Annotated in this window: 16 protein-coding genes; 10 read left to right on the forward strand and 6 right to left on the reverse strand. The window is 60.8% G+C overall.

Translation table 11 applies throughout. From position 1 onward, the window contains the following. The 5 genes from CER19_RS25540 to CER19_RS25560 form a co-directional block, all read left to right on the forward strand. The coding region (locus CER19_RS25540; protein ID WP_178088133.1) for an efflux RND transporter permease subunit at nucleotides 1-1,614 on the forward strand (1,614 nt) is incomplete at its 5' end. After that, nucleotides 1,611-4,718, forward strand: a complete 3,108-nt coding sequence (locus CER19_RS25545) for an efflux RND transporter permease subunit (protein WP_116668420.1) — start codon at nucleotides 1,611-1,613, stop codon at nucleotides 4,716-4,718. The genes CER19_RS25540 and CER19_RS25545, both read left to right, overlap by 4 nt. A 122-nt stretch (nucleotides 4,719-4,840) precedes the next feature. Next, on the forward strand, nucleotides 4,841-6,268 hold the full coding sequence (locus tag CER19_RS25550; protein ID WP_116668421.1) for an efflux transporter outer membrane subunit: 1,428 nt from the start codon (nucleotides 4,841-4,843) through the stop codon (nucleotides 6,266-6,268). Between the two features lie 316 nt (nucleotides 6,269-6,584). Then, nucleotides 6,585-8,678, forward strand: coding sequence for a bifunctional diguanylate cyclase/phosphodiesterase (locus tag CER19_RS25555; RefSeq protein ID WP_116668422.1), 2,094 nt, complete (start codon nucleotides 6,585-6,587; stop codon nucleotides 8,676-8,678). 54 nt (nucleotides 8,679-8,732) lie between these two features. Next, nucleotides 8,733-9,479, forward strand: coding sequence for an SDR family oxidoreductase (locus tag CER19_RS25560; RefSeq protein WP_116668423.1), 747 nt, complete (start codon nucleotides 8,733-8,735; stop codon nucleotides 9,477-9,479). Here CER19_RS25560 and mapR read toward each other — a convergent pair. From mapR to CER19_RS25575, 3 genes are all read right to left on the reverse strand, one after another. Continuing rightward, a complete protein-coding gene (gene mapR, locus CER19_RS25565; RefSeq protein WP_116668424.1) occupies nucleotides 9,476-10,885 on the reverse strand; it encodes a GntR family transcriptional regulator MpaR in 1,410 nt (469 codons plus the stop codon). The genes CER19_RS25560 and mapR overlap by 4 nt on opposite strands. 159 nt (nucleotides 10,886-11,044) lie before the next feature. Then, nucleotides 11,045-12,454 carry a cytochrome c oxidase accessory protein CcoG gene (ccoG, locus tag CER19_RS25570; protein WP_116668425.1) on the reverse strand — a complete coding sequence of 470 codons (1,410 nt, stop codon included), beginning with the start codon at nucleotides 12,452-12,454 and terminating at the stop codon, nucleotides 11,045-11,047. 184 nt (nucleotides 12,455-12,638) lie between these two features. Next, nucleotides 12,639-12,878 (reverse strand): DUF3203 family protein, encoded by a 240-nt coding sequence (locus CER19_RS25575; RefSeq protein ID WP_116668426.1) that lies wholly within the window; start codon nucleotides 12,876-12,878, stop codon nucleotides 12,639-12,641. A gap of 123 nt (nucleotides 12,879-13,001) precedes the next feature. Between CER19_RS25575 and CER19_RS25580 the strand changes: the two genes are divergently transcribed. Then, complete coding sequence (locus CER19_RS25580; protein WP_116668427.1) at nucleotides 13,002-13,493, forward strand: MgtC/SapB family protein; 492 nt, start codon at nucleotides 13,002-13,004, stop codon at nucleotides 13,491-13,493. 18 nt (nucleotides 13,494-13,511) lie between these two features. On the opposite strand, the gene CER19_RS25585 is transcribed toward CER19_RS25580, so the two are convergent. Both CER19_RS25585 and CER19_RS28875 read right to left on the reverse strand, forming a co-directional pair. After that, nucleotides 13,512-14,489: a hypothetical protein gene (locus CER19_RS25585; RefSeq protein ID WP_256660537.1), complete on the reverse strand. Its 978-nt coding sequence runs from the start codon at nucleotides 14,487-14,489 to the stop codon at nucleotides 13,512-13,514. 201 nt (nucleotides 14,490-14,690) lie between these two features. After that, nucleotides 14,691-14,849 (reverse strand): hypothetical protein, encoded by a 159-nt coding sequence (locus CER19_RS28875; RefSeq protein ID WP_165861675.1) that lies wholly within the window; start codon nucleotides 14,847-14,849, stop codon nucleotides 14,691-14,693. 205 nt (nucleotides 14,850-15,054) lie between these two features. Between CER19_RS28875 and CER19_RS25595 the strand changes: the two genes are divergently transcribed. The 4 genes from CER19_RS25595 (at nucleotide 15,055) to CER19_RS25615 (ending at nucleotide 23,993) form a co-directional block, all read left to right on the forward strand. Continuing rightward, nucleotides 15,055-17,043 (forward strand): alpha-1,4-glucan--maltose-1-phosphate maltosyltransferase, encoded by a 1,989-nt coding sequence (locus CER19_RS25595; protein WP_116668430.1) that lies wholly within the window; start codon nucleotides 15,055-15,057, stop codon nucleotides 17,041-17,043. A gap of 156 nt (nucleotides 17,044-17,199) precedes the next feature. Then, complete coding sequence (treS, locus tag CER19_RS25605; RefSeq protein WP_116668431.1) at nucleotides 17,200-20,547, forward strand: maltose alpha-D-glucosyltransferase; 3,348 nt, start codon at nucleotides 17,200-17,202, stop codon at nucleotides 20,545-20,547. Further along, nucleotides 20,544-22,790: a 1,4-alpha-glucan branching protein GlgB gene (gene glgB, locus CER19_RS25610; protein ID WP_116668432.1), complete on the forward strand. Its 2,247-nt coding sequence runs from the start codon at nucleotides 20,544-20,546 to the stop codon at nucleotides 22,788-22,790. Before treS ends, glgB begins: the two co-directional genes overlap by 4 nt. Before the next feature lie 42 nt (nucleotides 22,791-22,832). Continuing rightward, on the forward strand, nucleotides 22,833-23,993 hold the full coding sequence (locus CER19_RS25615) for a diguanylate cyclase (RefSeq protein ID WP_116668433.1): 1,161 nt from the start codon (nucleotides 22,833-22,835) through the stop codon (nucleotides 23,991-23,993). Here the strand turns inward: CER19_RS25615 and CER19_RS25620 are convergent. Next, nucleotides 23,972-26,176, reverse strand: coding sequence for a GAF domain-containing protein (locus CER19_RS25620; protein ID WP_116668434.1), 2,205 nt, complete (start codon nucleotides 26,174-26,176; stop codon nucleotides 23,972-23,974). The genes CER19_RS25615 and CER19_RS25620 overlap by 22 nt on opposite strands. Between the last annotated feature and the right edge of the window lie 12 nt (nucleotides 26,177-26,188).

Below are 26,188 nucleotides of genomic sequence, written 5' to 3' on the forward strand. Positions count from 1 at the left end.
GAAGAGCAGGGACGTTTCTACAAGGCCAGCGGCGCCTGGATCGATTGGCTGATCCAGGCCTATGGCCGCAAGTTGCAGTGGGTGCTCAAGCACCAGCCGCTGACCCTGCTGGTGGCCATCGCTACCCTGGGGCTTACGGTGGTGCTGTACCTGGTGGTGCCCAAGGGTTTTTTCCCGGTGCAGGATACCGGGGTGATCCAGGGTATTTCCGAGGCGCCGCAGTCGATTTCCTTTGCGGCCATGAGCCAGCGCCAGCAGGAGCTGGCGAAGATCATCCTCGCCGACCCTGCGGTCGAGAGCCTGTCGTCCTACATTGGCGTGGATGGCGATAACGCCACCCTCAACAGCGGCCGCTTGCTCATCAACCTCAAGGCCCACGGCCAGCGCGACTTGAGCGCAGCCGAGGTAATCACCCGCCTGCAACCGCAGATCGACAAGCTGGTAGGCATCCGCCTGTTCATGCAGCCGGTGCAGGACCTCACCATCGAGGACCGGGTCAGCCGTACCCAGTACCAGTTCAGCATGTCGTCGCCGGACGCCGAGTTGCTGGCACTGTGGAGTGGCAAGCTGGTGCACGCCCTCAGTCAACAGCCGGAACTCACCGACGTTGCCAGCGACTTGCAGGACAAAGGCTTGCAGGTGTACCTGGTGATCGACCGCGACGCGGCCTCGCGCCTGGGTGTGAGTGTCTCGACCATTACCGACGCGTTGTATGACGCCTTTGGCCAACGGCAGATCTCTACCATCTATACCCAAGCCAGCCAATATCGCGTGGTGCTGCAGGCTCAGTCCGGCGAAACCCTCGGCCCGGCCGCGCTCAACCAGATCCATGTGAAGACCACCGACGGCGGCCAGGTGCGGCTGTCGAGTCTGGCCCATGTCGAGCAGCGCCAGGCGCAGTTGGCGATTGCCCATATCGGCCAGTTCCCGGCGGTGATGATGTCGTTCAACCTGGCCCCCGGCGTCGCCCTGGGCAAGGGCGTGGAACTGATCAACCAGACCCAGAAGGATATTGGCATGCCGGTAGGTGTGCAAACCCAGTTCCAGGGCGCCGCCCAGGCGTTCGAGGCGTCGCTGTCGAGTACCTTGCTGCTGATCCTGGCCGCGGTGGTCACCATGTACATCGTGCTGGGCGTGCTCTACGAGAGCTATATCCACCCGATCACTATCCTTTCGACCTTGCCGTCGGCGGCGGTGGGCGCCTTGCTGGCCCTGCTGCTCAGTGGCAATGACCTGGGCATGATCGCGATCATCGGCATCATCCTGCTGATCGGTATCGTGAAAAAGAACGCGATCATGATGATCGACTTCGCCCTCGACGCCGAGCGTAATCAGGGCCTGGACCCTCAGACGGCGATTTACCAGGCGGCGCTGTTGCGCTTCCGGCCGATCCTGATGACCACCCTGGCCGCCTTGTTCGGTGCGGTACCGCTGATGCTTGCCAGCGGTTCCGGCGCGGAGTTGCGCCAACCGCTGGGTTTGGTGATGGTCGGTGGCTTGCTGGTGAGCCAGGTGTTGACGCTGTTCACCACGCCGGTGATCTACCTGTACTTCGATCGCCTTGGCCGGCGCTGGCGCAAAGAGCCGCAACGCCTGGAGCCGGTTGAGCCATGAACCTGTCCGGACCTTTCATCCGCCGGCCGGTCGCGACCATGCTGCTGAGCCTGGCGATCATGTTGCTCGGTGGCGTCAGCTTCAACCTGCTGCCGGTATCGCCCTTGCCGCAGATCGACTTCCCGGTGATTGTGGTGTCGGCCAGCTTGCCCGGTGCCAGCCCCGAGGTGATGGCGTCCACGGTGGCCACGCCGCTGGAGCGCTCATTCGGCGCGATTGCCGGTATTACCACCATGAGCAGCTCGTCGAGCCAGGGCTCGACGCGGGTGATTTTGGCGTTCGATTCCGACCGCGACATCAACGGCGCGGCGCGGGAAGTGCAGGCGGCCATCAACGCGTCGCGCAACCTGCTGCCCAGCGGCATGCGCAGCATGCCCACCTACAAGAAGATCAACCCGTCCCAGGCGCCGATCATGGTGCTGTCGCTGACCTCTGACGTGTTGCAGAAGGGCCAGTTGTACGACCTGGCCTCGACCATCCTGTCCCAGAGCCTGTCCCAAGTACCGGGCGTGGGTGAAGTGCAGATCGGCGGCAGTTCGCTGCCGGCGGTGCGCATCGAGTTGGAACCCAAGGCCCTCGATCAGTACGGCGTCGCCCTGGACGATGTGCGCAACACCATCGCCAACGCCAACCAGCGCCGGCCCAAAGGCTCCCTGGAAGACAGCGAGCGCAACTGGCAGATCCAGGCCAACGACCAGTTGGAGAAAGCCAAGGACTATGAGCCCCTGCTGATTCGCTACCAGGACGGCGCCGCCCTGCGCCTCAAGGACGTGGCGAAGATCACTGATGGCGTGGAAGACCGCTACAACAGCGGCTTCTTCAACAATGATTCGGCGGTGTTGCTGGTGATCAACCGCCAGTCCGGCGCCAACATCATCGAAACCGTGCGGCAGATCAAGGCCCAGTTGCCGGCGTTGCAGGCGGTGCTGCCGTCCAGCGTCAAGCTCAGCCTGGCCATGGACCGCTCGCCTGTGATTACCGCTACCCTGCATGAGGCGGAAATGACCCTGCTGATTGCCGTGGGGCTGGTGATCCTGGTGGTGTACCTGTTCTTGGGCAACTTCCGCGCTTCGCTGATCCCGACCCTGGCGGTGCCGGTGTCGCTGGTGGGTACCTTTGCGGTGATGTACCTGTACGGCTTTTCGCTGAACAACTTCTCGTTGATGGCGCTGATCCTCGCCACCGGGCTGGTGGTGGACGATGCCATCGTGGTGCTGGAGAACATCTCCCGGCACATCGACGACGGCGTGCCACCGATGAAAGCCGCGTACCTGGGCGCTCAGGAAGTCGGCTTTACCTTGCTGTCGATGAACGTGTCGCTGGTCGCGGTGTTCCTGTCCATCCTGTTCATGGGCGGGATCGTCACCAACCTGTTCCGTGAGTTTTCCATCACCTTGTCGGCGGCGATCATCGTTTCGCTGATTGTCTCGCTGACCTTGACGCCCATGCTGTGCGCCCGCTGGCTCAAGCCTCATGACAAGACCCGGCAGACCGGTTTGCAGCGCTGGAGCCAGAAGGTCAACGACCGCATGGTCGCCGGCTACGCCACCAGCCTGGACTGGGTGTTGCGCCACCGGCGCCTGACCCTGCTCAGCCTGTTGATTACCGTGGGGGTGAATGTCGCGCTGTATGTGGTGGTGCCAAAAACCTTCATGCCTCAGCAGGACACCGGCCAATTGATCGGGTTTGTGCGCGGTGACGATGGCCTGTCGTTCAGCGTGATGCAGCCGAAGATGGAAGTCTTCCGCCAGGCGGTGCTCAAGGATCCGGCGGTGCTCAGCGTGGCCGGCTTTATCGGTGGCAACCAAGGCACTAACAACGCAGTGATGCTGGTGCGCCTCAAACCCATCAGTGAACGCAAGATCTCTGCCCAGGCGGTGATCGAGCGTCTGCGCAAAGAGGTGCCGTTGGTACCGGGCGGGCGCCTGTTCCTGATGGCCGACCAGGACCTGCAGTTCGGCGGCAGCCGCGACCAGACCAGCGCGCAATATTCCTACATCCTGCAAAGCGGCGACCTGGCCGCGTTGCGCCTGTGGTACCCGAAAGTGGTCGCGGCGATGCGTGAGTTGCCCGAGCTGACTGCCATCGACGCTCGCGAAGGCCGGGGCGCGGCGCAGGTCACGCTGATCGTCGATCGGGACCAGGCCAAGCGTCTGGGCATCGACATGGACATGGTCACGTCGGTACTCAACAACGCCTACAGCCAGCGGCAGATTTCCACCATCTACGACAGCCTCAACCAGTATCAGGTGGTGATGGAGGTCAACCCCAAGTATGCCCAGGACCTGATCACCCTGAACCAGGTCCAAGTGATTACTGCCGATGGTGCGCGGGTGCCGTTGTCGACCATTGCCCATTACGAGAACAGCCTGGCCGACGATCGCGTCAGCCATGAAGGCCAGTTCGCTTCAGAAAACATCGCCTTCGATATGGCGCCCGGGGTGACGGTAGAGCAGGGCACCGCGGCCATCGAGCGTGCGATTGCCAAGGTCGGCCTGCCTGAAGATGTGATCGCCAAGATGGCCGGCACCGCCGACGCTTTTGCGGCCACGCAGAAGGGCCAGCCGTTCATGATTCTCGGTGCGCTGGTGGCGGTGTACTTGGTGCTGGGCATTCTGTATGAAAGCTATATCCACCCGCTGACCATTCTCTCGACCCTACCGTCGGCGGGTGTTGGCGCGTTGCTGGCGATCTATCTGCTGGGCGGCGAGTTCAGTCTGATTTCGTTGCTGGGCTTGTTCCTGCTGATCGGCGTGGTGAAGAAAAACGCGATCCTGATGATCGACCTGGCGCTGCAACTGGAGCGCAACGACGGCATGAGCCCGCTGGAGTCGATCCGCAGCGCCTGTCTGCTACGCCTGCGACCCATTTTGATGACCACCCTGGCCGCCATCCTCGGCGCCTTGCCGTTGCTGCTCGGCACCGGCGATGGCGCGGAAATGCGCCATCCATTGGGCTTGACCATTATTGGTGGCCTGGTCTTCAGCCAGATCCTGACCCTTTACACCACCCCGGTGGTCTACCTCTATCTCGACCGCGCGCGCCACCGCTTCAATGCCTGGCGCGGCGTGCGTACCGATGCTGCCCTGGACACTGCGCTATGACCGATTCAACCAAATTATTGTGGCGAGGGAGCTTGCTCCCGCTGGAGAGCGAAGCGGCCCCAAAAAAGCCTGGGAGTGCTTCGCTCTCCAGCGGGAGCAAGCTCCCTCGCCACAACAACACCATGAAGTTATTGGCGGTGATGATGTGTGGGGTGTTGCTCAGCGCCTGCGCCATTGGCCCTGACTACAAGCGACCGGAGGTCATCGAGCCGGTGCAGTTCAAAGAAGCCCAGGGCTGGCGCCAGGCCAACCCCAGCGACTCCCTGGCCCGTGGCGCCTGGTGGGAGCTGTATGGCGACCGCCAACTCAATGAGCTGGTAGAGCGCCTTAACACGTCCAACCAGACCGTTGCCCAGGCCGAAGCGCGCTTTCGCCAGGCCAAGGCGCTGGTGCGCAGTTCCCGTGGGGCGTTTTACCCCAGCGTCGACCTGAGCGTGGGTAAAACCCGCGCCAGCCAGGGTACCGGCAGCAGCAGCGCCAGCCTCAGCAGTTCCAGCAGTGGTATCCGCGACACCCTCAATGCGCAGTTGGGCGTGAGCTGGGAAGCTGATATCTGGGGCAAGTTGCGCCGTGGGCTAGAGGCCAATGAAGCCAGCGCCGAGGCCAGCTCGGCAGACCTGGCCGCGATGCGCCTGAGCCAACAGTCGGAACTGGTGCAGAGCTACCTGCAACTGCGGGTGATGGACGAACAGACGCGCCTGCTGCAAGCCACGCTGGACACTTACCAGCGCTCGTTGAAAATGACCGAAAACCAATACCGCGCCGGTGTGGCCGGCAAAGACGCCATCGCCCAGGCGCAAACCCAGCTCAAGACCACCCAAGCCAGCCTGATCGACTTGATCTGGCAACGCGCCCAGCTGGAAAACGCCATAGCCGTGCTGATCGGCGAAGCCCCGGCCAACTTCAACCTGGCGGTGAGCAAAGACATTCCGGCGCTGCCGCAAATACCGGTGAGCCTGCCGTCCCAGTTGCTGGAACGTCGCCCCGATATTGCCTCGGCCGAACGCTCGGTGATCGCCGCCAACGCCAATATCGGCGTGGCCAAGGCCGCCTATTACCCGGACCTCAGCCTGAGTATGCAGGGCGGCTATTCCAGCAGCACCTATGAAGACTGGATCAGCCTGCCGAACCGTTTCTGGTCGGTGGGGCCGAAACTGGCGATGACCCTGTTCGATGGCGGCCAGCGCTCGGCGGAAGTCGACCGCACCGTGGCCAGCTATGACGAGACCGTGGCCAAGTACCGCCAGACCGTACTGGATGGGTTCCGTGAAGTGGAAAACTACATGGTGCAACTCAAGGTGCTGGCGGACGAGGCTGTGGTCAGCAATGAAGCGCTGGAATCTGCGCGTGAGTCGTTGCGCTTGACCGAGAACCAGTACAAGGCGGGTTTGATCGCTTACCTGGATGTGGTGACTGTGCAGGCGACGGCCCTGAACAACGAGCGCACCGTGTTGACCTTGCTGCAATCGCGGCTGGTGGCCAGTGTGCAATTGATTGCAGCGTTGGGCGGTGGCTGGGACGGCCAGACCTCCCTGGCGGAAAAGGAGTGACCGGCTACACACGCATCCTGATCGCCTTCTGTAGGAGCGAGCTTGCTCGCGAAAAACGTCAACGATAACGCGTGCTTGCTGAATGAACGCGGCGTCTATGAGTTATTCGCGAGCAAGCTCGCTCCTACAAATAGCCCCTGCATGTTGATGTCCATGACGTGGTTGGAAACAGCCTGATAAAGCCAGCCGATTGACGCCAAAAACTCACTGATGGCCAACTGATTAATTAATCACCTGCCCAGAATCATTCTCGCTACAATCGCCCGATTTGCCACCCGGCACGGGCTTTTGCGCCCCGTCGCCTGCGAGACGTGCCATGTTGATCGGTAGCTATTCAACCTCCCTTGTCGTGATTTCCCTGTGCGTGGCCATCCTGGCGTCCTACACGGCCTTGGACCTGGCCGGGCGTATCGCGACCGCCAAGGGGCGGGCTGTTTACCTATGGATCACTGGCGGCGCAGTGGCGATGGGCGTGGGCATCTGGTCCATGCACTTTATCGGGATGTTGGCCCTGCGCCTGCCGTTTGCCCTCGGGTTTGAGGTCGTCATTACCCTGTTTTCGCTGTTGATCGCCGTGCTATCCAGTGGTTTCGCGTTATGGCTGGTCAGCCAGCCACGCTTACCGGCCTGGCAACTGGCATCTGGCGCGCTGATGATGGGGGCCGGTATCGCCAGCATGCATTACACCGGCATGGCCGCGATGCGCATGACGCCGGGCATCGATTACGACCCGGCCTTGTTCGGCGCTTCGCTGGTAATCGCGGTGGTGGCTTCCGGCGCCGCGCTGTGGATCGCCTTCAACCTGCGGCGCGACACACCTTATGTGCGGCTGGCACGGGGTGGCGCCGCCGTGGTGATGGGCGTGGCCATCGTGGGGATGCACTACACCGGGATGGCTGCGGCGGGCTTTGCCGATGGCAGCTTCTGCGGTGCTGCAGTAACCGGCTTGAGCGGCAAGGGCCTGGATAACCTGGTCTTGGTCACTTCGCTGGCGGTGCTGGTCATTGCGCTCTTGACCTCGGTGCTGGATGCGCGCCTGGAAGCGCGCACCGCCGTGCTCGCCGATTCCCTGACCCTGGCCAATCAGGAACTCACCCACCTGGCCCTGCATGACATGCTCACCGGCTTGCCCAATCGCACGTTGCTGGCTGATCGCATTCAACAAGGCATCCAGACGGTGAACGAGCGGGGTGGCTGCTTTGCCTTGATGTTCATCGACCTGGATGGTTTCAAACCGGTCAACGATGCCTTTGGTCATCACTTGGGCGACCAGTTGCTGCGCGAGGTCGGCTTGCGCTTGCGCGAGGACTTGCGCAGCCAGGATACTCTGGCCCGCATCGGTGGTGATGAGTTCGTGTTGCTGGTGCAGCTCACCCAGCCCGATGATGCCATGAGCCTGGCCGAGCGCCAGGTCAGCTTGATCAACCGCACCTTCACGGTGGCCGAGCATGAGTTGCAGATCTCGGCCAGCGTCGGTATCGCCATGTTCCCGGGCAACGGTAATAACCCCCAGGAACTGCTGATGAACGCCGACGCGGCGATGTATCACGCCAAGGGCATGGGCAAGAACGGCTACAGCTTCTTCGATGTGTCGATGAACACCAATGCGCGCAAACAACTGCAATTGTTGCAGGACCTGCGCAATGCCCTGGAGCAGGGGCAATTTCGTTTGCATTACCAGCCCAAGTTCGACGCCGTCAGCGGTCTTGCTGTGGGGGCCGAGGCGCTGTTGCGCTGGGAGCATCCGCAACAAGGCTTGTTGATGCCCGCTACGTTTATTGCACTGGCGGAGAAAACCGGGCTGATCATCCCCATCGGCGAATGGGTACTCGATGAAGCTTGTCGCCAGATGAGCCAGTGGTACGCCCAGGGTTATGAGCACTGGCGCATTGCCGTTAACCTCTCGGCGTTGCAGTTCTGCCACGCCGGGTTGGTCAACAGCGTAGCGGCCGCGCTGGAGCACCACCAATTGCCGGCCAACAGCCTCACGCTGGAAATCACCGAGACCACCGCCATGAGCGATGCCGACGCGAGCATGACGGTATTGCAGCAGCTCTCGGCCATGGGCGTCGACCTGTCCATCGATGACTTTGGCACCGGTTACTCCAGCCTGATGTACCTCAAGCGCCTGCCGGCCAACGAGTTGAAGATCGACCGTGGTTTTGTGCGTGACCTGGAGCATGACAGCGACGACGCGGCCATCGTCTCGGCCATCGTGGCCCTTGGCCAGGCCCTGGGCTTGCGGATAGTTGCTGAAGGTGTGGAGACCGATGTGCAGCAGCGGTTCCTCACCCGGCTAGGGTGTGACGCCTTGCAAGGCTACTTGTTGGGGCATCCATTGCCGGCCGATAGCTTCATGGCGAATATCCGGGGCGCCGAACAGCCTGCGCCTGACAAAAGCAGTCAGTGACGGGTATTCTTGGATCCAACCCTAAACATCTGGTCGAATCAGGAGGCCGCAGCCATGGACAAAGTCGTCATCATCACGGGGGGCAGTCGTGGCATTGGCGCCCAAACGGCATTGCTCGCCGCTCGCCAGGGCTATCGTGTCTGCATCAACTACCAGGCGGATGAAGACGCTGCCCACCGTGTACTTGAGCAGGTCCGCGCGTTGGGCGCCCAGGCGATTGCCGTGCGGGCCGATGTCAGCATCGAGGATGAAGTGATCGGCCTGTTCAATCGCGTTGATGCGGAGCTGGGTCGGGTTACCGCGCTGGTGAATAACGCCGGCACCGTGGGGCATAAGTCGCGGGTCGATGAGATGTCCGAGTTTCGTATCCTCAAAATCCTCAAGACCAATGTGCTGGGCCCGATCCTGTGTGCCAAGCACGCGGTGTTGCGCATGTCGCCCCGGCATGGCGGGCAGGGCGGCAGTATCGTCAACGTATCCTCGGTGGCGGCGCGGCTGGGCTCGCCGGGTGAGTATGTCGACTACGCCGCTTCCAAGGGCGCGCTGGATACCTTTACCCTGGGGCTGTCCAAGGAGGTGGCGGGCGAGGGCATTCGCGTCAACGCGGTGCGCCCTGGCTATATCTTTACCGATTTCCATGCCCTGAGCGGCGACCCGGACCGGGTCAGCAAGCTGGAGTCCGGGATCCCGATGGCGCGGGGCGGGCGCCCGGATGAAGTGGCGGAGGCGATTATCTGGTTACTGTCGGACAAGGCGTCGTATTCCACCGGAACGTTTATCGACTTGGGCGGCGGCCGTTAAAACGATCGGACAATCCGCCCTAATGTCTCCATGGCCTTTTCCGATGCCTCGTTCCAAGGGCTGCCGTAATTCAGGCGAATGCAGTTTCTGAACCGCTGGGTCGCGGAAAAGATCGGCCCCGGCGCAATGCTGATGCCCTGGGCGAGGGCCATCTGGAACAATTTCAGCGAGTCGGTCTGCTCAGGCAATTCCAGCCACAGAAAATAACCTCCCGCTGGCTGGCTGACCCGTGTTTGCGCCGGGAAGTAGCGGGCGATGGCCGCCAGCATGGCGCTTTGCTGTTCTTCCAGGGCGTAGCGCAGTTTGCGCAGGTGCCGGTCATAGCCGCCGTGTTGCAGGTAGTCGGCAATCGCCGCCTGGGCCGGCATCGACGGGCATAGCGAGGTCATCAACTTGAGCCGCTCGACCTTCTGTGCAAAGCGCCCTGCGGCGACCCAGCCCACCCGGTAACCCGGCGCCAGGCTCTTGGCAAAGGAGCCGCAATGCATCACCAGCCCTTCGGTATCGAAGGCCTTGGCCGGTTTCGGCGCTTGTTGCCCGTAGTACAGCTCGGCGTAGACGTCATCTTCGATCAGCGGTACTTGATGGTTGCGCAGCAGTTCCACCAGCGCCTGTTTTTTCTCTTCAGGCAGCGTAGCGCCCATGGGGTTCTGGAAGCTGGTCATGGTCCAGCAGGCCTTGATCGGATAGCGCTCAAGGCTTTGGGCCAGAGCGTTCAGGTCAATCCCGTCGCGCGGGTGCACCGGGATTTCCACGGCCTTGAGCTTCAGGCGTTCTAACACTTGCAAACACGCGTAGAACGCCGGCGCCTCGATGGCGACCAGGTCGCCCGGTTCGGTCACAGCCTGCAGGCACAGGTTCAACGCTTCGAGGGCGCCGTTGGTGATCAGCAGCTCCTCCATCGGCAGCATCAGGCCACCGACCATATAGCGCAGGGCAATCTGCCGGCGCAGTTGCGGGTTGCCGGGCGACATGTCTGTGACCACCAGGCGTGGGTCCATTTCGCGGCTGGCACTGGCCAGGGAGCGGGCCAGGCGCGGCAGCGGGAACAGCATGGGGCTGGGGAAGGCCGAGCCGAAGGGCACGGTGTTGGGGTCTTTGATGGAGTCCAGTACCGAGAACACCAGCTCACTCACGCCCACCTCGGTGGACTCATGCACCTGCTCACTCACCACAGGTTCAGAAAACGGGCTGGGCGCGTGGGTGTTGACGAAGTAGCCAGAGCGGGGGCGTGCGCGAATCAGGCCACGACGCTCCAGCAAGTAGTAGGCCTGGAACACGGTGGACGGGCTGACGCCGTAGGCCTGGCTGGCATAGCGCACTGACGGCACGCGCTGGCCGGGGCCGAGGACGCCGGAGCGGATCAGTTCTGCGATGTCGTCGGCAAATTTTTCGTAGCGTTTCATGGCGGCCTAATTAGCTTTTTGAATGTGTACGCAGGGCAAACTGTAGGAGCGAGCTTGCTCGCGAAAAACTCACAGTCGCCGCGTTCAGTCAGAAAGCACGCGTTATCGTTGACGTTTTTCGCGAGCAAGCTCGCTCCTACATTTGATCTCTATCGTTGCTCAGCGATTCAAGGGCGCAACGAAGCGACTGTCGGCAGCGGTATAAATCCACGGTTCATCCACATCCGTCACTTTAAAACGGATAGTTTGAGAACTGCTGGCCGGTGTGTCCGCCAGCAACGCCACCGACACCGGTATATCGACAATTTCCCCGGGCGCGAGGCTGACCTGGGTCTTGCCTTGCAACTGGAACCCCTCGGCGTCCACCAGCTCCAGGCGGTAGTCCTGGCGCTGCTGGGTCTTGTTGATCACCTTGAGGCTGTAGATATTTTCGATCAAGCCCTGGCTGTTTTCGCGGAACATGCCACGGTCTTTGGTTACATCCAGCGACACCATCGGCCGTTCAATCAGGGCCACCACCAGTGCCGCGATCATCACCACCAGCACGGCACTGTAGCCGATCAGGCGTGGCCGCAGCAGATGAGTCTTGCCACCCTGCAATTGATGCTCACTGGTGTAACTGACCAAACCACGGGCATAGCCCATTTTGTCCATGATCGAATCGCAGGCATCGATGCAGGCCGCGCAGCCGATACATTCCATTTGCAAGCCGTCGCGGATATCGATGCCCGTGGGGCAGACTTGCACGCACAGCTGGCAATCGATGCAATCACCGAGGCCAACCTGCGCTGGCTGCACGTCACGTTTACGCGGGCCACGGTGCTCGCCGCGGGCGGCGTCGTAGGAAATAGTCAGGGTATCTTTATCAAACATCACGCTCTGGAAGCGTGCATAGGGGCACATGTGCATGCATACGGCTTCGCGTAGCCAGCCGGCATTGATGTAAGTGGCACCCGTGAAAAACAACACCCAAAACAGGCTCACACCGCCCATCTGCCACGTCAGCAGTTCGGCGGCCAAGGGGCGGATGGGGGTGAAATAGCCCACAAACGTCAGCCCGGTCAACACACTGATGCCCAGCCACAACGTATGTTTGGCCGAGCGTCGTGCCAGCTTGTTCAGGCTCCAGGGGGCGGCCTGCAGTTTGATGCGTTGGTTGCGCTCACCCTCGGTCACCTTCTCGCACCACATGAACAGCCAGGTAAACGAGCTTTGCGGGCAGGTGTAGCCGCACCAGACGCGGCCGGCAAACACCGTGATCGCGAAGAGGCCGAAGGCACAGATGATCAACAGCGCCGAAAGCAGGATAAAGTCCTGGGGCCAGAACGTGGCGCCAAAAATGTGGAACTTGCTCTCGGCCAAGTCCCACAGTACGGCTTGGCGCCCACCCCAGTTCAGCCACACGGTGCCAAAAAAAGCCAGGAACAGCAGGCCGGCACCGCCCACGCGCAAGGTGCGGAACAAACCGGTAAAGCTGCGGGTATGGATCAGGTTGTCGCTGGATTTGGCCTTCACCTTCTTTGGGTGAATGGGCTCAAAGGTTTCCACGGTTGGGATTCGTTCGCTCATGGTCGTTCGCTCATCAGCCTCCATCAGGCCGATGAACTATGGGCGACAGGCTGTTTACATAACAGACTCAGGTGGAAGGATAAAAAGCGGATCAGATAGGCTTGGTGCGTTATTGTGCGTCCATGTGCTGCACCCCGAGGGCATAAGGGTGCAGAGATTCATCGGGTTCGATGATACAGATCAATCAAATCACCGAACCAGGCTCTTGCGCCTTCACATGGTTACGGCCATCTGTGGCCCCTGCAACCGTCAGCGCGTCGGCTTCGGCTTCAGTGATATAGATCCGCTCGCCAGCCAAGTCCACACAGGACATGGCTTTATCATTGTCGGTAAGGATGGTCACTCGGGTGGCGGGCAGGCTTTGTTCCTGGCCGTTGTCGTCGAGCGTGAAGTAGCACAGATGATTTTCGATGCGTACGGGCATGACAGTCTCCTTTTTGTGGATTACGCAGCGTTAGGCGGCCGCCCTGCGGGCGGGTTCCAGGCAACTGACTGGCGGTCTGCGTTGTCCATCCTTTATCTATCCATAATAAAAAGGAGCGCATCCATGGACGCCTGGTGGCATCTGGTGTGGCAAACCCTGCAGGCCGAATTCGCAGACATTGGCGACGCCCGGCAACTCACCCAAGTGACTGTGCGCCTGCTGATTGCGGCGATTCTCGGCGGTATCCTGGGCTTTGAACGTGAGCACAAGGGCAAGGCGGCCGGGGTGCGCACCCATATGCTGGTGGCACTGGGCGCCGCGCTATTTGTGTTGGTGCCGCAGATGTCCGGTAACCAGGCGGACGCCATGAGCCGGGTCGTTCAGGGGGTGATTGCAGGCATTGGCTTCCTCGGCGCTGGCACCATCCTCAAGGGCAAGGAAGACGAAGAGGGCCAGCACGTGAAAGGCCTGACCACAGCGGCCGGGTTGTGGATGACCGCCGCCATTGGTGTGGCGGCGGGGATGGGGCGTGAATCAACGGCGGTACTGAGCACGCTGCTGGCCCTGGTGGTGTTTAGCGTCATGCCTAGAATTGTCAAATTACTGGAAAAGTGACGTTGCCTCACCCATTGGTCAGGTCACGATGTTGCTTGCGCGCACCTCACCAAACACCTTGAGCACAAAGGGCGGTTTGTGTGGAGCATCAGCAACGACTACCACACTGGTGTTGGTGTCGGGGGCGTGATGGATCTGCATTTCCCCGATCGCCTCAGGGGTCCGTTCGACCCTTTGCAAAGGCCTGTTCAACTGCCTCTGGATGCCGGACAGATTCAGCTTGTCTTCCGAATTGAAGTTCCGGATTTCGCTGGGCGCATTCAGCGTAGACTCGCTGAGATTGTTGAAGCTATAGGTTGCAGGCCCTTGAGTTTCAGGCGTTTCGTCGACCTTTGCATCGCTCAGTGACATGCCTGTATCTACGAATTTCTTGGACCTGCTCTCCATGTCGGAAAAATTCTTGCGAATGTCACCCAGTTGTTCCAGCGAGCTTTTGAACTGATTGACGGGGCCCCAGAGTTCGCCATCGAATGAGCTGATGATCGCCTGCACAATGCCGAGCCTGAACTTATCGAGTGTATCGCTGGCTACGTGATTCTTGGAGTCGTCCAAGTTTGATTCAATCTTTTTTTTGTCGAGCTTGTTGCCGATCTCTCTAAGCACCGGGACGTTTTTTCTCGCGTTGGGACCCCTTGATAATGATTTGACATTGTTTGGGTGTAACAATTTATCGAACTCTGAAGTGATGGTGCGAGATTTCGACGAGTTCGGGTCGTTTTGTATCTCCCTGATTATCTCGGGGGTTAATGCTGTATTCAGATTCAGCAGGCTCTTTGTCGCGTCGGCTTCTTGCTTAGAAGGCGAGGTTTCGGACGGCGGCAGTGTGGAACGTGGACGGTCCGGTGCCTTTGGTGTGGCTGTCCAGTTCGGTCCCGCCTTGAGCATCGGCTTGATGCGTTCGGGTGTTGCTCTGTGTTGAACCAGGGGATCGTTGGTTGGCGTTGTCGTTGATGCAGAGGGAGCATGGGGTGACGATTGGGAGTTAATGACCGACATAAATTTACTCGCGATGAATGGGTTGAAAGTTCAAGTAAAAAGGTTGAGCGTTCACGCGAGATAAATATAGTAAGGAGCAGTGAAGCGAACATTCAGCATTGACTCTAGTGCTTGTAGGAGACCTCGTATTTAAGGCGTTCGCTCGACCACCTTTGCGCCTCGGCTGAGGTCGAGCGAACCTTTGCCATTCTCACTTATGAGCTAAACGATCACCGGCGGTACGGTAGTCGGTGGTTCTTCCACGGGAGGTGGATCGCTTTCGGGCGGCTCTTGCTCTGGAATGGGTTGCGGTGCGCCAGGGGGTAATGGCGGATTATCGATATTCGGATCTTCAGGCTCAGGGGGTATCGGGATATTCATCGGTGTGGCCTCCTTTGTGCTTTGCTCTATCGGTGGACCGCTGCCAGGGGTAATTGATTCCCCGCCCAGTGGCGGTATATCCACCTGAACTTTTGAACGGCCCCCGGGCTCGGACCTTATACGGCCCCGCTCAGGGAGAGAGGCGCCGTCTTTGAAATTAGGATCAAGCAAAGAGCGTCCACGGGGCGTAAGGGGAAGATGCTCGATGACTGCTGAAACACTGGCTCCAGAAGGCTCGATACTGCCGCTGTCGCAAGCGCTGTTGTTACCCAGGATCGCTATCGAAAGCACCATGCCGGTGATCGACAATGGTGAGTTCGCCGTCAAGGCCGTGGTCGGCCAGCGTGTCAATGTCACCAGCAAAGTGTTCGCTGATGGCCACGACAAGCTGGCGGTGCTGATCCGCTGGCGCGTGCTGGAGGATGAAAGCTGGCACAGCGTGGTCATGACCGATGTCGGCAACAATGGCTGGGAAGGCGCGTTCACCGTCGCCCACCTCGGCCCGCATGAATACTGCATCGAGGCATGGATCGATACCTTCGCCAGCTTCTGCTATGAACTTCGCAAGAAACATGAGGCCGGGGTGCCGGTCAGCCTTGAATTGCAGGAAGGCCGCAGCCTGGTGCTGCAGGCCGCCGAGCGCAGTGACAACGAGCTGCGCGACCGCTTGATGTTGCTGCACCACGAACTCTCGGGCCTGCTGGAAACCGAGCAGGTGGCGTTGTTCCTGCACGAAGACAGTGCACACCTGATGGCCCAGGCCGATCATCGCGCTTATTTGAGCATCAGCCCTGCCTACCCGATCGATGTGGAGCGAGAAGCGGCGCAGTTCGCCAGTTGGTATGAGCTGTTTCCCCGCTCGATCACTGAGGATCCGGCGCGGCACGGCACATTCAACGACGTGCATTCGCGACTGTCGATGATCCACGACATGGGCTTTGACGTGTTGTACTTCCCGCCCATCCATCCCATCGGCCGCAGCCATCGCAAGGGCAAGAACAACTCACTCACCGCAGGCCCCAATGATCCGGGCAGCCCGTATGCCATTGGCAGTGAGGAGGGCGGGCATGAGGCGATTCACCCGCAATTGGGCAGCCGCGAAGATTTCCGTCGCCTCGTCAAGGCCGCTGCCGACCACGGCCTGGAAATTGCCCTGGACTTCGCCATCCAATGCTCCCAGGACCATCCTTGGCTTGAACAGCATCCTGGCTGGTTCAACTGGCGCCCCGACGGCACGATTAAATACGCAGAGAACCCGCCGAAAAAGTACCAGGACATCGTTAACGTCGATTTCTATGCGGCGGATGCGATTCCGGGCTTATGGACGGAGTTGCGCGACATTGTGGTGGGCTGGGTGGAAGAGGGCGTGAAGACCTTTCGCGTCGACAACCCGCACACCAAGCCGCTGCCGTTCTGGCAATGGCTGATCAGCGACGTGCGTGCCAAGTACCCGGAGGTGATCTTCCTCGCCGAAGCTTTCACCACCCCGGCGATGATGGCGCGCCTGGGCAAGGTCGGCTATTCCCAGAGCTATACCTACTTTACGTGGCGCAACACCAAGGCTGAACTGAGCGAGTACCTCACCCAACTGAACCAATCGCCCTGGCGTGAGTGCTACCGCCCGAACTTCTTCGTCAATACGCCGGACATCAACCCGGGTTTCCTGCATGACTCCGGCCGCGCAGGCTTCCTGATCCGCGCTGCGCTGGCCACGATGGGCTCGGGCCTGTGGGGGATGTATTCAGGCTTTGAGTTGTGTGAGTCGGCGCCCGTGCCAGGCAAAGAAGAATACCTCGACTCGGAGAAGTACGAGATCCGCCCCCGCGACTTTACCGCGCCCGGCAACATCATCGCCGAGATCGCCCAGCTCAACCGCATCCGCCGCCAGAACCCGGCGTTGCACACGCACCTGGGGCTCAAGCTCTACAACGCCTGGAACGACAACATCCTGTATTTCGGCAAGCGCAGCGAGGACGGCAGCAATTTCATTCTGGTCGCCGTCAACCTCGACCCGCACAACGCCCAGGAGGCCCACTTTGAATTGCCGCTGTGGGAGATGGGCTTGCCCGACGATGCCCAGACCCAGGGCGAGGACTTAATGAGCGGCCACCGCTGGACCTGGTACGGCAAGACCCAATGGACCCGGCTGGAGCCGCAGATGCCGTTCGGGATCTGGCGCATCAGTACGTCCTGAATCTGATGAGGATCGAAAGTGTGGGAGCGGGCTTGCTCGCGAAAGCGGTGGACTGGTGGATAGATTCATTGGCTGACACAACGCTTTCGCGAGCAAGCCCGCTCCCACATTTACCGAGTTCAGTTAGCAAAATGTTGAGTTTTTCAGGAGTTTGCAATGGCCAAGAAACCCAAGGCAGCCACCTTTATCAAAGACCCGCTCTGGTACAAAGACGCGGTGATCTACCAGGTTCACGTCAAATCCTATTTCGACTCCAACAACGACGGTATTGGTGACTTTGCCGGGCTGATCGCCAAACTCGACTACATTGCCGACCTCGGCGTGAACCCCATCTGGCTGCTGCCGTTCTCCCCTTCGCCCCGCCGTGATGACGGCTACGACATTGCCGAATACCGCGGCGTGCACAGCGATTACGGGACGATGGCCGACGCCAAGCGCTTTATTGCCCAAGCCCACCAACGCGGGCTGCGCGTGATCACTGAACTGGTGATCAACCACACCTCCGACCAGCACCCCTGGTTCCAGCGTGCGCGCAAGGCCAAGCCAGGCTCGGCCGCACGGGACTTCTACGTGTGGTCGGACGATGACCAGAAATACGACGGCACGCGCATTATTTTCCTCGATACCGAAAAGTCCAACTGGACCTGGGACCCGGTGGCCGGCCAGTACTTCTGGCACCGCTTTTACTCGCACCAGCCCGACCTCAACTTCGATAACCCGCAGGTCATGAAAGCGGTGCTGTCGGTGATGCGCTATTGGCTGGACCTGGGCATTGATGGCCTGCGCCTGGACGCCATTCCGTACCTGATCGAACGCGACGGCACCAACAACGAAAACCTGGCCGAAACCCACGACGTCCTCAAGCAGATCCGCGCCGAGATCGATGCCCATTACCCCGACCGCATGCTGCTGGCCGAAGCCAACCAATGGCCGGAAGACACGCAGCTGTACTTTGGGGACAGAAAAGGTGATGACGGCGATGAATGCCATATGGCGTTCCACTTCCCGCTGATGCCGCGCATGTACATGGCGTTGGCCCAGGAAGATCGCTTCCCCATTACCGACATTCTGCGCCAGACCCCAGAGATTCCCGCCAACTGCCAGTGGGCAATTTTCCTGCGCAACCATGATGAGCTGACCCTGGAAATGGTCACCGACAAAGAGCGCGACTACCTGTGGAACTACTACGCCGCAGACCGCCGCGCCCGTATCAACCTGGGCATTCGGCGACGCCTGGCGCCGCTGGTGGAGCGCGATCGTCGGCGGGTGGAACTGCTTAACAGCCTGTTGCTGTCGATGCCGGGCACGCCGACCTTGTACTACGGCGATGAAATCGGCATGGGTGACAACATCTACCTGGGCGACCGTGACGGCGTGCGCACGCCGATGCAATGGTCTATCGACCGCAATGGCGGCTTTTCCCGTGCCGACCCGGCCAGCCTGGTGTTGCCGCCGATCATGGACCCGCTATACGGCTACCAGTCGGTCAACGTCGAGACCCAGGCTCAGGACCCGCACTCATTGCTCAACTGGACTCGGCGCATGCTCGCAGTGCGCAAGCAGTCCAAGGCCTTTGGCCGTGGCAGCCTGAAAATGCTCTCACCGACGAACAGGCGCATTCTGGCTTACACCCGTGAATATACCGGCGAAGACGGCCACACCGAGATCATCCTGTGCGTGGCCAACGTGTCGCGCAGCGCCCAGGCGGCGGAGCTGGACCTGTCGGCCTTTGCCGGCATGGTGCCGGTGGAGATGCTTGGCGGTAATGCCTTCCCGCCGATCGGCCAGCTGAATTTCCTGCTGACCCTGGCGCCCTATGGTTTCTATTGGTTCGTGCTGGCAGCGGAAAACCAGATGCCCAGCTGGCATGTGGAACCGGCGCAAAGCATGCCCGACTTCACCACTTTGGTACTGAAAAAACGCATGGAAGAGCTACTGGAAGAACCTTGCCGCACCAGCCTGGAGCACACTTCACTGCCCGCCTGGCTGCCCAAGCGGCGCTGGTTTGCCGGCAAAGACACGGCAATCGACACGGTGCACATCGCCTATGGCGTGCGTTTTGGCGACCCGCAGCATCCGGTGTTGCTCAGTGAGATCGAAGTGACCAGTGCTGGCCAAGTCAGCCGCTACCAACTGCCCTTGGGCTTCCTTGGCGAAGACCAGTTCACCAGCGCCTTGCCCCAGCAATTGGCTTTGGCCCGAGTGCGACGCACCCGCCAGGTAGGTTTGGTGACCGATGCCTTCAGCCTTGAGCATTTTATCCTTGAGGTGATCCAGGCCATGCAAGCCGGCACCGTGCTCAATACCCCTGACGGCGATCTGCGTTTCGAGGCCACTCAACACTTGGCCGCACTGCAACTGACCCGTGAATCGCCGGTGCGTTATTTGTCCGCCGAGCAGTCCAACAGCTCGGTGGTGGTCGGTGAAAGCCTGGTGCTCAAGCTGATTCGCAAAGTCAGCGCCGGTGTGCACCCGGAGCTGGAAATGAGTGCTTACCTGACCGGCGCTGGCTACCCGAACATTTCGCCGCTGCTGGGCTTTATGAGCCGCCGAGACGGGCAGGGGCAGGACAACCTGCTGATGATTGCCCAGGGTTACTTGAGCAATCAGGGCGATGCCTGGAGCTGGACCCAGAACAACCTGGAACGGGCGATCCGTGACGAGCTTGCCCAAGCGGTCTCTGAACAGGAACAGCACTACAACGCCCTCGGCGAACTGGCAGATTTTGCCGGCTTGCTCGGTCAGCGTCTGGGTGAAATGCACCTGGTGCTGGGGGCGCCGACCGCAGACAAGGCCTTCAAGCCGGAGGTCACCACGGCCAAGGACACCCAAGCCTGGGCCAAGGATGTGGGCGCTCAGATCGACCGTGCCCTGCAGTTGCTCAAGCTTCACCAAAGCCAGTTGAACCCCGCCGACCAGGCGTTGGTCAGTGAACTACTGGCGCAGAAAAAAGCTATCGCGGCGCATGTCCAGGCCTTGGCCAGAGCCACGGCGGGCGGGTTGCGCATTCGCGTTCACGGTGACTTGCACCTGGGCCAGGTATTGGTGGTCAAGGGCGATGCCTACTTGATCGACTTCGAAGGCGAGCCGGCGCGGCCGCTGCATGAGCGGCGTGGCAAGCACAGCCCTTATAAAGATGTAAGCGGTGTGCTGCGTTCCTTCGACTATGCGGCGGCCATGGCGCTGAATGTGCAAGGGGTGGATCACACGCCAGAAGCGAACACGGCGCGCAAACGCGTGACCGACCGCTACCTGAATGAAGCTCGCCAGGCATTTACCCAGGCTTACCAGGCCGCTGCGTCTACACTGGCGCATGACTGGCAGGATGCCAACGGCCAAGACGCAGCGCTGACCTTGTTCAGCCTGGAAAAGGCCGCGTACGAAGTGGCCTACGAAGCAGAAAACCGCCCGACCTGGCTGCCGGTGCCCCTGCAGGGGCTGCACGGCTTGCTGAGCGGGCTGACACCTATATCTAAACCTGTACGCGGTGGGGAGACGTCATGAGTTTTACACAGAGAGAACCGCTGCAGCCCAAGTTGACTGCACTGCCGGCGTCCAAGGACGTCGATGCACTGGTGCGCGCCGAGCACCCCGACCCCTTTTCGATCCTGGGGCCCCATGATGACGAGCAGGGCGGCCAGTTTATCCGCGCGTTCCTGCCGGAGGCCCTGAGTGTGCAGGTGCTGGCGCGTGACACGGGCGAGCCGTTTGGCAGCCTCGACGCCACCCAGGTGCCGGGCCTGTTTATTGGGCACTTCAGCACTCGCCAGCCCTACCTGCTGAAAATCCAGTGGGCCGGCGGTGAGCAGATCACCGAAGACCCCTACAGCTTCAGCCAATTGCTGCTGGGGGAAATGGACCTGTACCTGTTTGCCGAAGGCAATCACCGTGACCTGGGCAACTGCCTGGGGGCTCAGGTGGTCAGCGTCGACGGCGTGCAAGGCGTGCGCTTTGCCGTGTGGGCGCCGAACGCACGGCGGGTTTCGGTGGTGGGCGACTTCAATATCTGGGACGGGCGCCGCCACCCGATGCGCCTGCGTCATCCATCGGGGGTGTGGGAAATCTTTATCCCGCGCCTGCAACCGGGCGCGGCCTACAAGTATGAAATTCTCGGTGCCCACGGCATTCTGCCGCTCAAGGCCGACCCTGTGGCGCTCGCCACCCAACTGCCGCCGGACACCGCCTCGAAGGTCGCCGCACCTTTGCAAGTGGATTGGCAGGACCATGAGTGGATGCAATCGCGGGGAGACAGGCAGAAAACCACCGCGCCGTTGTCGATCTACGAGCTGCATGTGGGGTCCTGGCAGTGTGAGCTGGACGAGGCCGGTGAAGTGGCCCGGCAATATGGCTGGCGCGAACTGGCCGAACGGCTGATTCCTTACGTTCAGCAATTGGGCTTCACCCATATCGAACTGATGCCGATCATGGAGCACCCCTTTGGTGGCTCGTGGGGCTATCAGGCGTTATCCCAGTTTGCCCCCAGCGCGCGCTTTGGCTCGCCGGAAGACTTTGCCTGGTTCGTCAATGCCTGCCATCAGGCCGATATCGGCGTGATCCTTGATTGGGTGCCAGCGCATTTCCCCACCGATACCCACGGCCTAGCCCAATTTGATGGTACCGCGCTGTATGAATACGCCAACCCGCTGGAAGGCTTTCACCAGGACTGGGACACGCTGATCTACAACCTGGGCCGCACCGAGGTCCACGGTTTCATGCTCGCGTCGGCCTTGCACTGGCTCAAGCATTTCCACGTGGACGGCCTGCGCGTGGACGCAGTGGCCTCCATGCTGTATCGCGATTATTCGCGCAAGGCCGGTGAATGGGTGCCCAACCGCCATGGCGGTCGCGAGAACCTGGAAGCCATCGAATTCTTGCGGCACCTGAACGACGTGGTCGCCCTTGAAGCGCCGGGCGCGTTGGTGATTGCCGAGGAGTCCACGGCCTGGCCCGGCGTCAGCCAGCCGACCCAACAGGGTGGCCTGGGCTTCAACTACAAATGGAACATGGGCTGGATGCACGACTCCTTGCATTACATCCAGCAAGACCCGGTGTACCGCGCCCATCATCACAACGAGCTGAGTTTCGGGCTGGTGTACGCGTGGTCCGAGCGCTTTATCCTGCCGATTTCCCATGATGAGGTGGTGCACGGCAAGCACTCGCTGATCGACAAGATGCCCGGCGACCGCTGGCAGAAATTTGCCAACCTGCGCGCCTACCTCAGTTTCATGTGGATGCACCCCGGCAAGAAGCTGCTGTTCATGGGCTGCGAATTTGGCCAATGGCGCGAGTGGAACCACGACCAGCAACTGGATTGGTATTTGCTGCAGTACCCCGAGCACCGTGGCGTGCAGAAGCTGGTAGGCGATTTGAACCGCCTGTACCGCGAAGAGCCTGCGTTGCATGAACAGGACGATGCCCCCCAGGGCTTCCAATGGCTGATCGGTGATGACGCGATCAACAGCGTCTACGCCTGGCTGCGTTGGAGCAAGGATGGCAAGCCGGTGTTGGTGGTTGCCAACTTCACCCCGGTGCCCCGTGAAGGCTACGCAGTCGGTGTGCCGTTCGGCGGGCGGTGGAGTGAGGTGATCAACAGTGATGCTGATACCTACGCCGGCTCCAATTACGGGAATGGCGGAGCCGTGTTTACCCAGGATGAGCCACGCCATGGGCAACCGGTGTCGTTGTCGTTGAACCTGCCGCCCCTGGGCGTGCTGATTTTGCGACCTCAGGAGCCTGAAACGCTCTAGCGCGGCGTATGCCGCTGTTCGGCTTGCTGGCAAGGTGCCACAATGGCGCCTTTGCCGTCGCCGGTCAAACAGGCCAACCCCATGAATAACCTTGGGCAAGATCAGGGTCACCTCATCGAAGAGCAGGTGCGAACCGACCGTTTGCACCAGCTGTTTCGTCAATCATTCTCGGCGATCTTCGGCAGCTACCTGGGCGCGGTCATGCTCTGCTGGCTGTGCTGGGATCGTTTTGATCACCAGGTCATTCTGGCGTGGCTGGTGCTGCTGGCGGGTTCGTCATTGGTGCGCCTGCATCTGTTCGTGCAATGGTTTCGCTGCCCCGACGCCGGGCGCACCCCTGCTCGCTGGGAACGCCGCTATTGGGTCACGCTGATGCTGTCGGCGGGTATCTGGGGCGGCGGGGCGCTGGCGGTGATGCCGGTCGATGACCGCTTATCCCAGGTGCTGGTGATGCTGTTTACCGTGGGTATGTCGGTCAGCGCGGTGTCCTGTTATTCAGCCTATCGCTACATGACGCTGGGCTCGATGGCGTTGGTGTTGCTTCCCTGCACGCTGTGGATGCTGTTTCAGCCTTCGCCGATGCAGGTCGGCGTGGCGCTGGCGGTGCTGGTGTTTGCTTCGTTTGTGGTCGGTGCGACGCGCAAACTCTCCGATGCCCTGGAAAAAGCCTTTCGCCTGACGAGGCAAATGGAGCGCGCTCATCATATTTCCACCCGCGCCGCCCAGACCGATGAGCTGACCGGACTGATGAACCGTCGGGCGTTCTACGAACAGGCCCAGTTGCTGTACGCCCAGTGCCTTCGCGAGCAGCAGCCGCTGTGTGCATTGATGATGGACATGGACCACTTCAAAGCCATCAATGACACCTACGGCCACCAGGCCGGCGACCAGGTGTTGCGCCAGATTGGCGCGGTGATCAGCGCGTCCTTTCGCCAGACCGATATCTACGGTCGCCTGGGAGGCGAGGAGTTTGCCGTGTTGCTGCCCAATACCTCATTGGAGACCGCGCGCGGCATTGCCGAGCAGTTGATCCAGAAAATTGGGGACTTGCCCGCTGACCCGGTACAGGGGGTGAGCGCCAGCCTGGGTGTGGCATCCACCCACGCTCAGCATCTGGACTTGAACGGCTTGATGAACAGCGCCGACAAGGCCCTGTACCAGGCCAAGGCATCCGGTCGCAATCAGGTGGCGGTCGTCGACTGATCCTTGCACATCGCCTTTGCCAGCACCCGGGCAACCTGGTCGGCGGAGTAGGGCTTGGCGAGGAACTCAAAGCCTTCATAGCCGCTGTCTGCCAGTTCCTCACTGTAGCCAGAGACGAGTACCACGGGCAGGTCCGGGCGGCGCTGGCGCAGCAACCGGGCCATGGCCACGCCGGTCATGCCGGGCATCACCACGTCGGAGAAAATCGCGTCATACCCCTGAACGTCATTGCCGGCGAGGTTCAGCGCCTGTTCGGCATTGGTCGCCCAGGTGGTCTGGTAACCCAGGTCCTTGAGGATCTGGCTGGCGAAGCGTCCCACCTCTAAGTTGTCCTCGACGATCAGCACATGCTGATGAGCAGCCTCTTGCGGCCCTGGCAGATCTGCAGGCGTGTCTTGATCCGGCGCCGCTTCGCCTTCGACTTGTGGCAGATATAAGGTAAACACCGTGCCCTGGCCGAGGGTGCTGGCCACATCGATATTGCCGCCTGACTGCTTGGCAAAGCCGAATACCTGCGACAGACCCAGGCCGGTGCCTTTGCCCACGGCCTTGGTGGTGAAGAACGGCTCGAAGATGTGTTCGAAGGTGTCGCTGGGAATCCCGGTGCCGGTGTCAGCCAGGGAGATGGCGATGTAGGGCATACAGGATTCGGCATCCCCGCGAATACGTGGCAGCGCCTGCTGCCCGGCGACCTTGAGGGTCAGGGTACCCTGGCCTTCCATCGCATCGCGGGCGTTGAGGGCGATGTTGATCAGTGCGGTTTCGAACTGGCTGGGGTCGATGCGCGCATAGCAGGGCTGATCGGGCAGTTTAACCTGCACATGAATGCGTGCACCGGTAACGCTCTCGAGCATCTCGCCGATATTCTGTACGCGCTGGCCGACATCGAACACCTGCGGGTTCAACGGTTGGCGTCGGGCAAAGGCGAGCAGTTGGCTGGTGAGTTTGCTGGCCCGCTCCACGGTGTCGGACACCGCGCACATATAGCGCTGCCGGCGCTCCTCGGACAGGCCCGGCTGGCGCAAGAAGTCCACCGATGAGCGAATAATGGTCAGCAGGTTGTTGAAGTCATGGGCGACGCCGCCGGTCAGCTGGCCGATGGCCTCCAGCTTCTGTGACTGGCGCAGTGCGGCTTCGGCTTCGGCCAGCGCTTGGGTACGCTCATTTACACGTTGTTCCAGGCTGGCATTGAGTTCTGTATAGGCGGCCAGGCCCTGGCGCACGGCGGCATCGGCGCGTACGCGCTCGATATGTGCCCAGGAACGCTCGGTGACTTCGCCCACCAGCGCCATGTCATAGGAGGACCAAAAGCGCGGCAGTTTGTCGTGCACGGCCATCAGCGCGGTGAGCCGCCCGTCTTTGATCAACGGCATGCAAATAGTGGCTGTCACCCCCAGTGCCTGGAAGCTCGCGGCGTCATGGGGCGGCAGCTCGATCAGATTATTGCGTATCACCAGTGGCTCGCCGGCACGCAGGCAGTTGACCGCGCACTCACCGAATGCCGCCAGGCTGTAATGCCCGATGATGCTCGGCGAGCCATGCGCCGACCAGTCGCCGCGAATGGTGAAGCCATCTTCATCCTCGTCCATGTCGGCGTAGGCACAGATGGACACCTGCAGATGTTCGGCCAGCAGGCGGGTCGTCGACGTCAGGATGGTTTCGGCGTCGGTGGCATTGGCCACGCTGTTGCCGATGGCGTCCAGCACTGCCAGGCGACGGGCCAGGAATACCGTGGCGGTTGTTTCGGTCACCGTGTCGAGCAAACCGACCACCACGCCTTGGGCATTGCGAATCGGGCTGTAGCAAAAGGTGAAATAGGCTTGTTCCGGCGCTTCGTTGCGTTGGATCAACAGCGGGAAGTTTTCGATATAGGTGGCGTGCCCATCGAACGCGGCGTCGGCGATAGGGCTGATATCGTCCCACACCTCGTGCCAGATCTCGTTGAACGGGCGGCCCAAAGCGTCGGGTTTGTTACCCAGGATCGGCGTGAACGCGTCGTTGTAGAGGGTAATCAACTGAGGCCCCCAGACGATGGCCTGGGGAAAACTCGACGCGAAGCACAGCGCAACGGTTGTCTTCAACACATCGGGCCAGTGTTCAAGTGGCCCCAGGGGCGTATTGGCCCAATCGTGCTGACGAACCCGCTCTGCCATTTCGCTGCTGCCTTGCAGCCAATTCATCATTGGGTTCACACC

Source organism: Pseudomonas sp. GL93 (assembly GCF_003408955.1).
GTDB classification, from domain to species: domain Bacteria; phylum Pseudomonadota; class Gammaproteobacteria; order Pseudomonadales; family Pseudomonadaceae; genus Aquipseudomonas; species Aquipseudomonas paracarnis.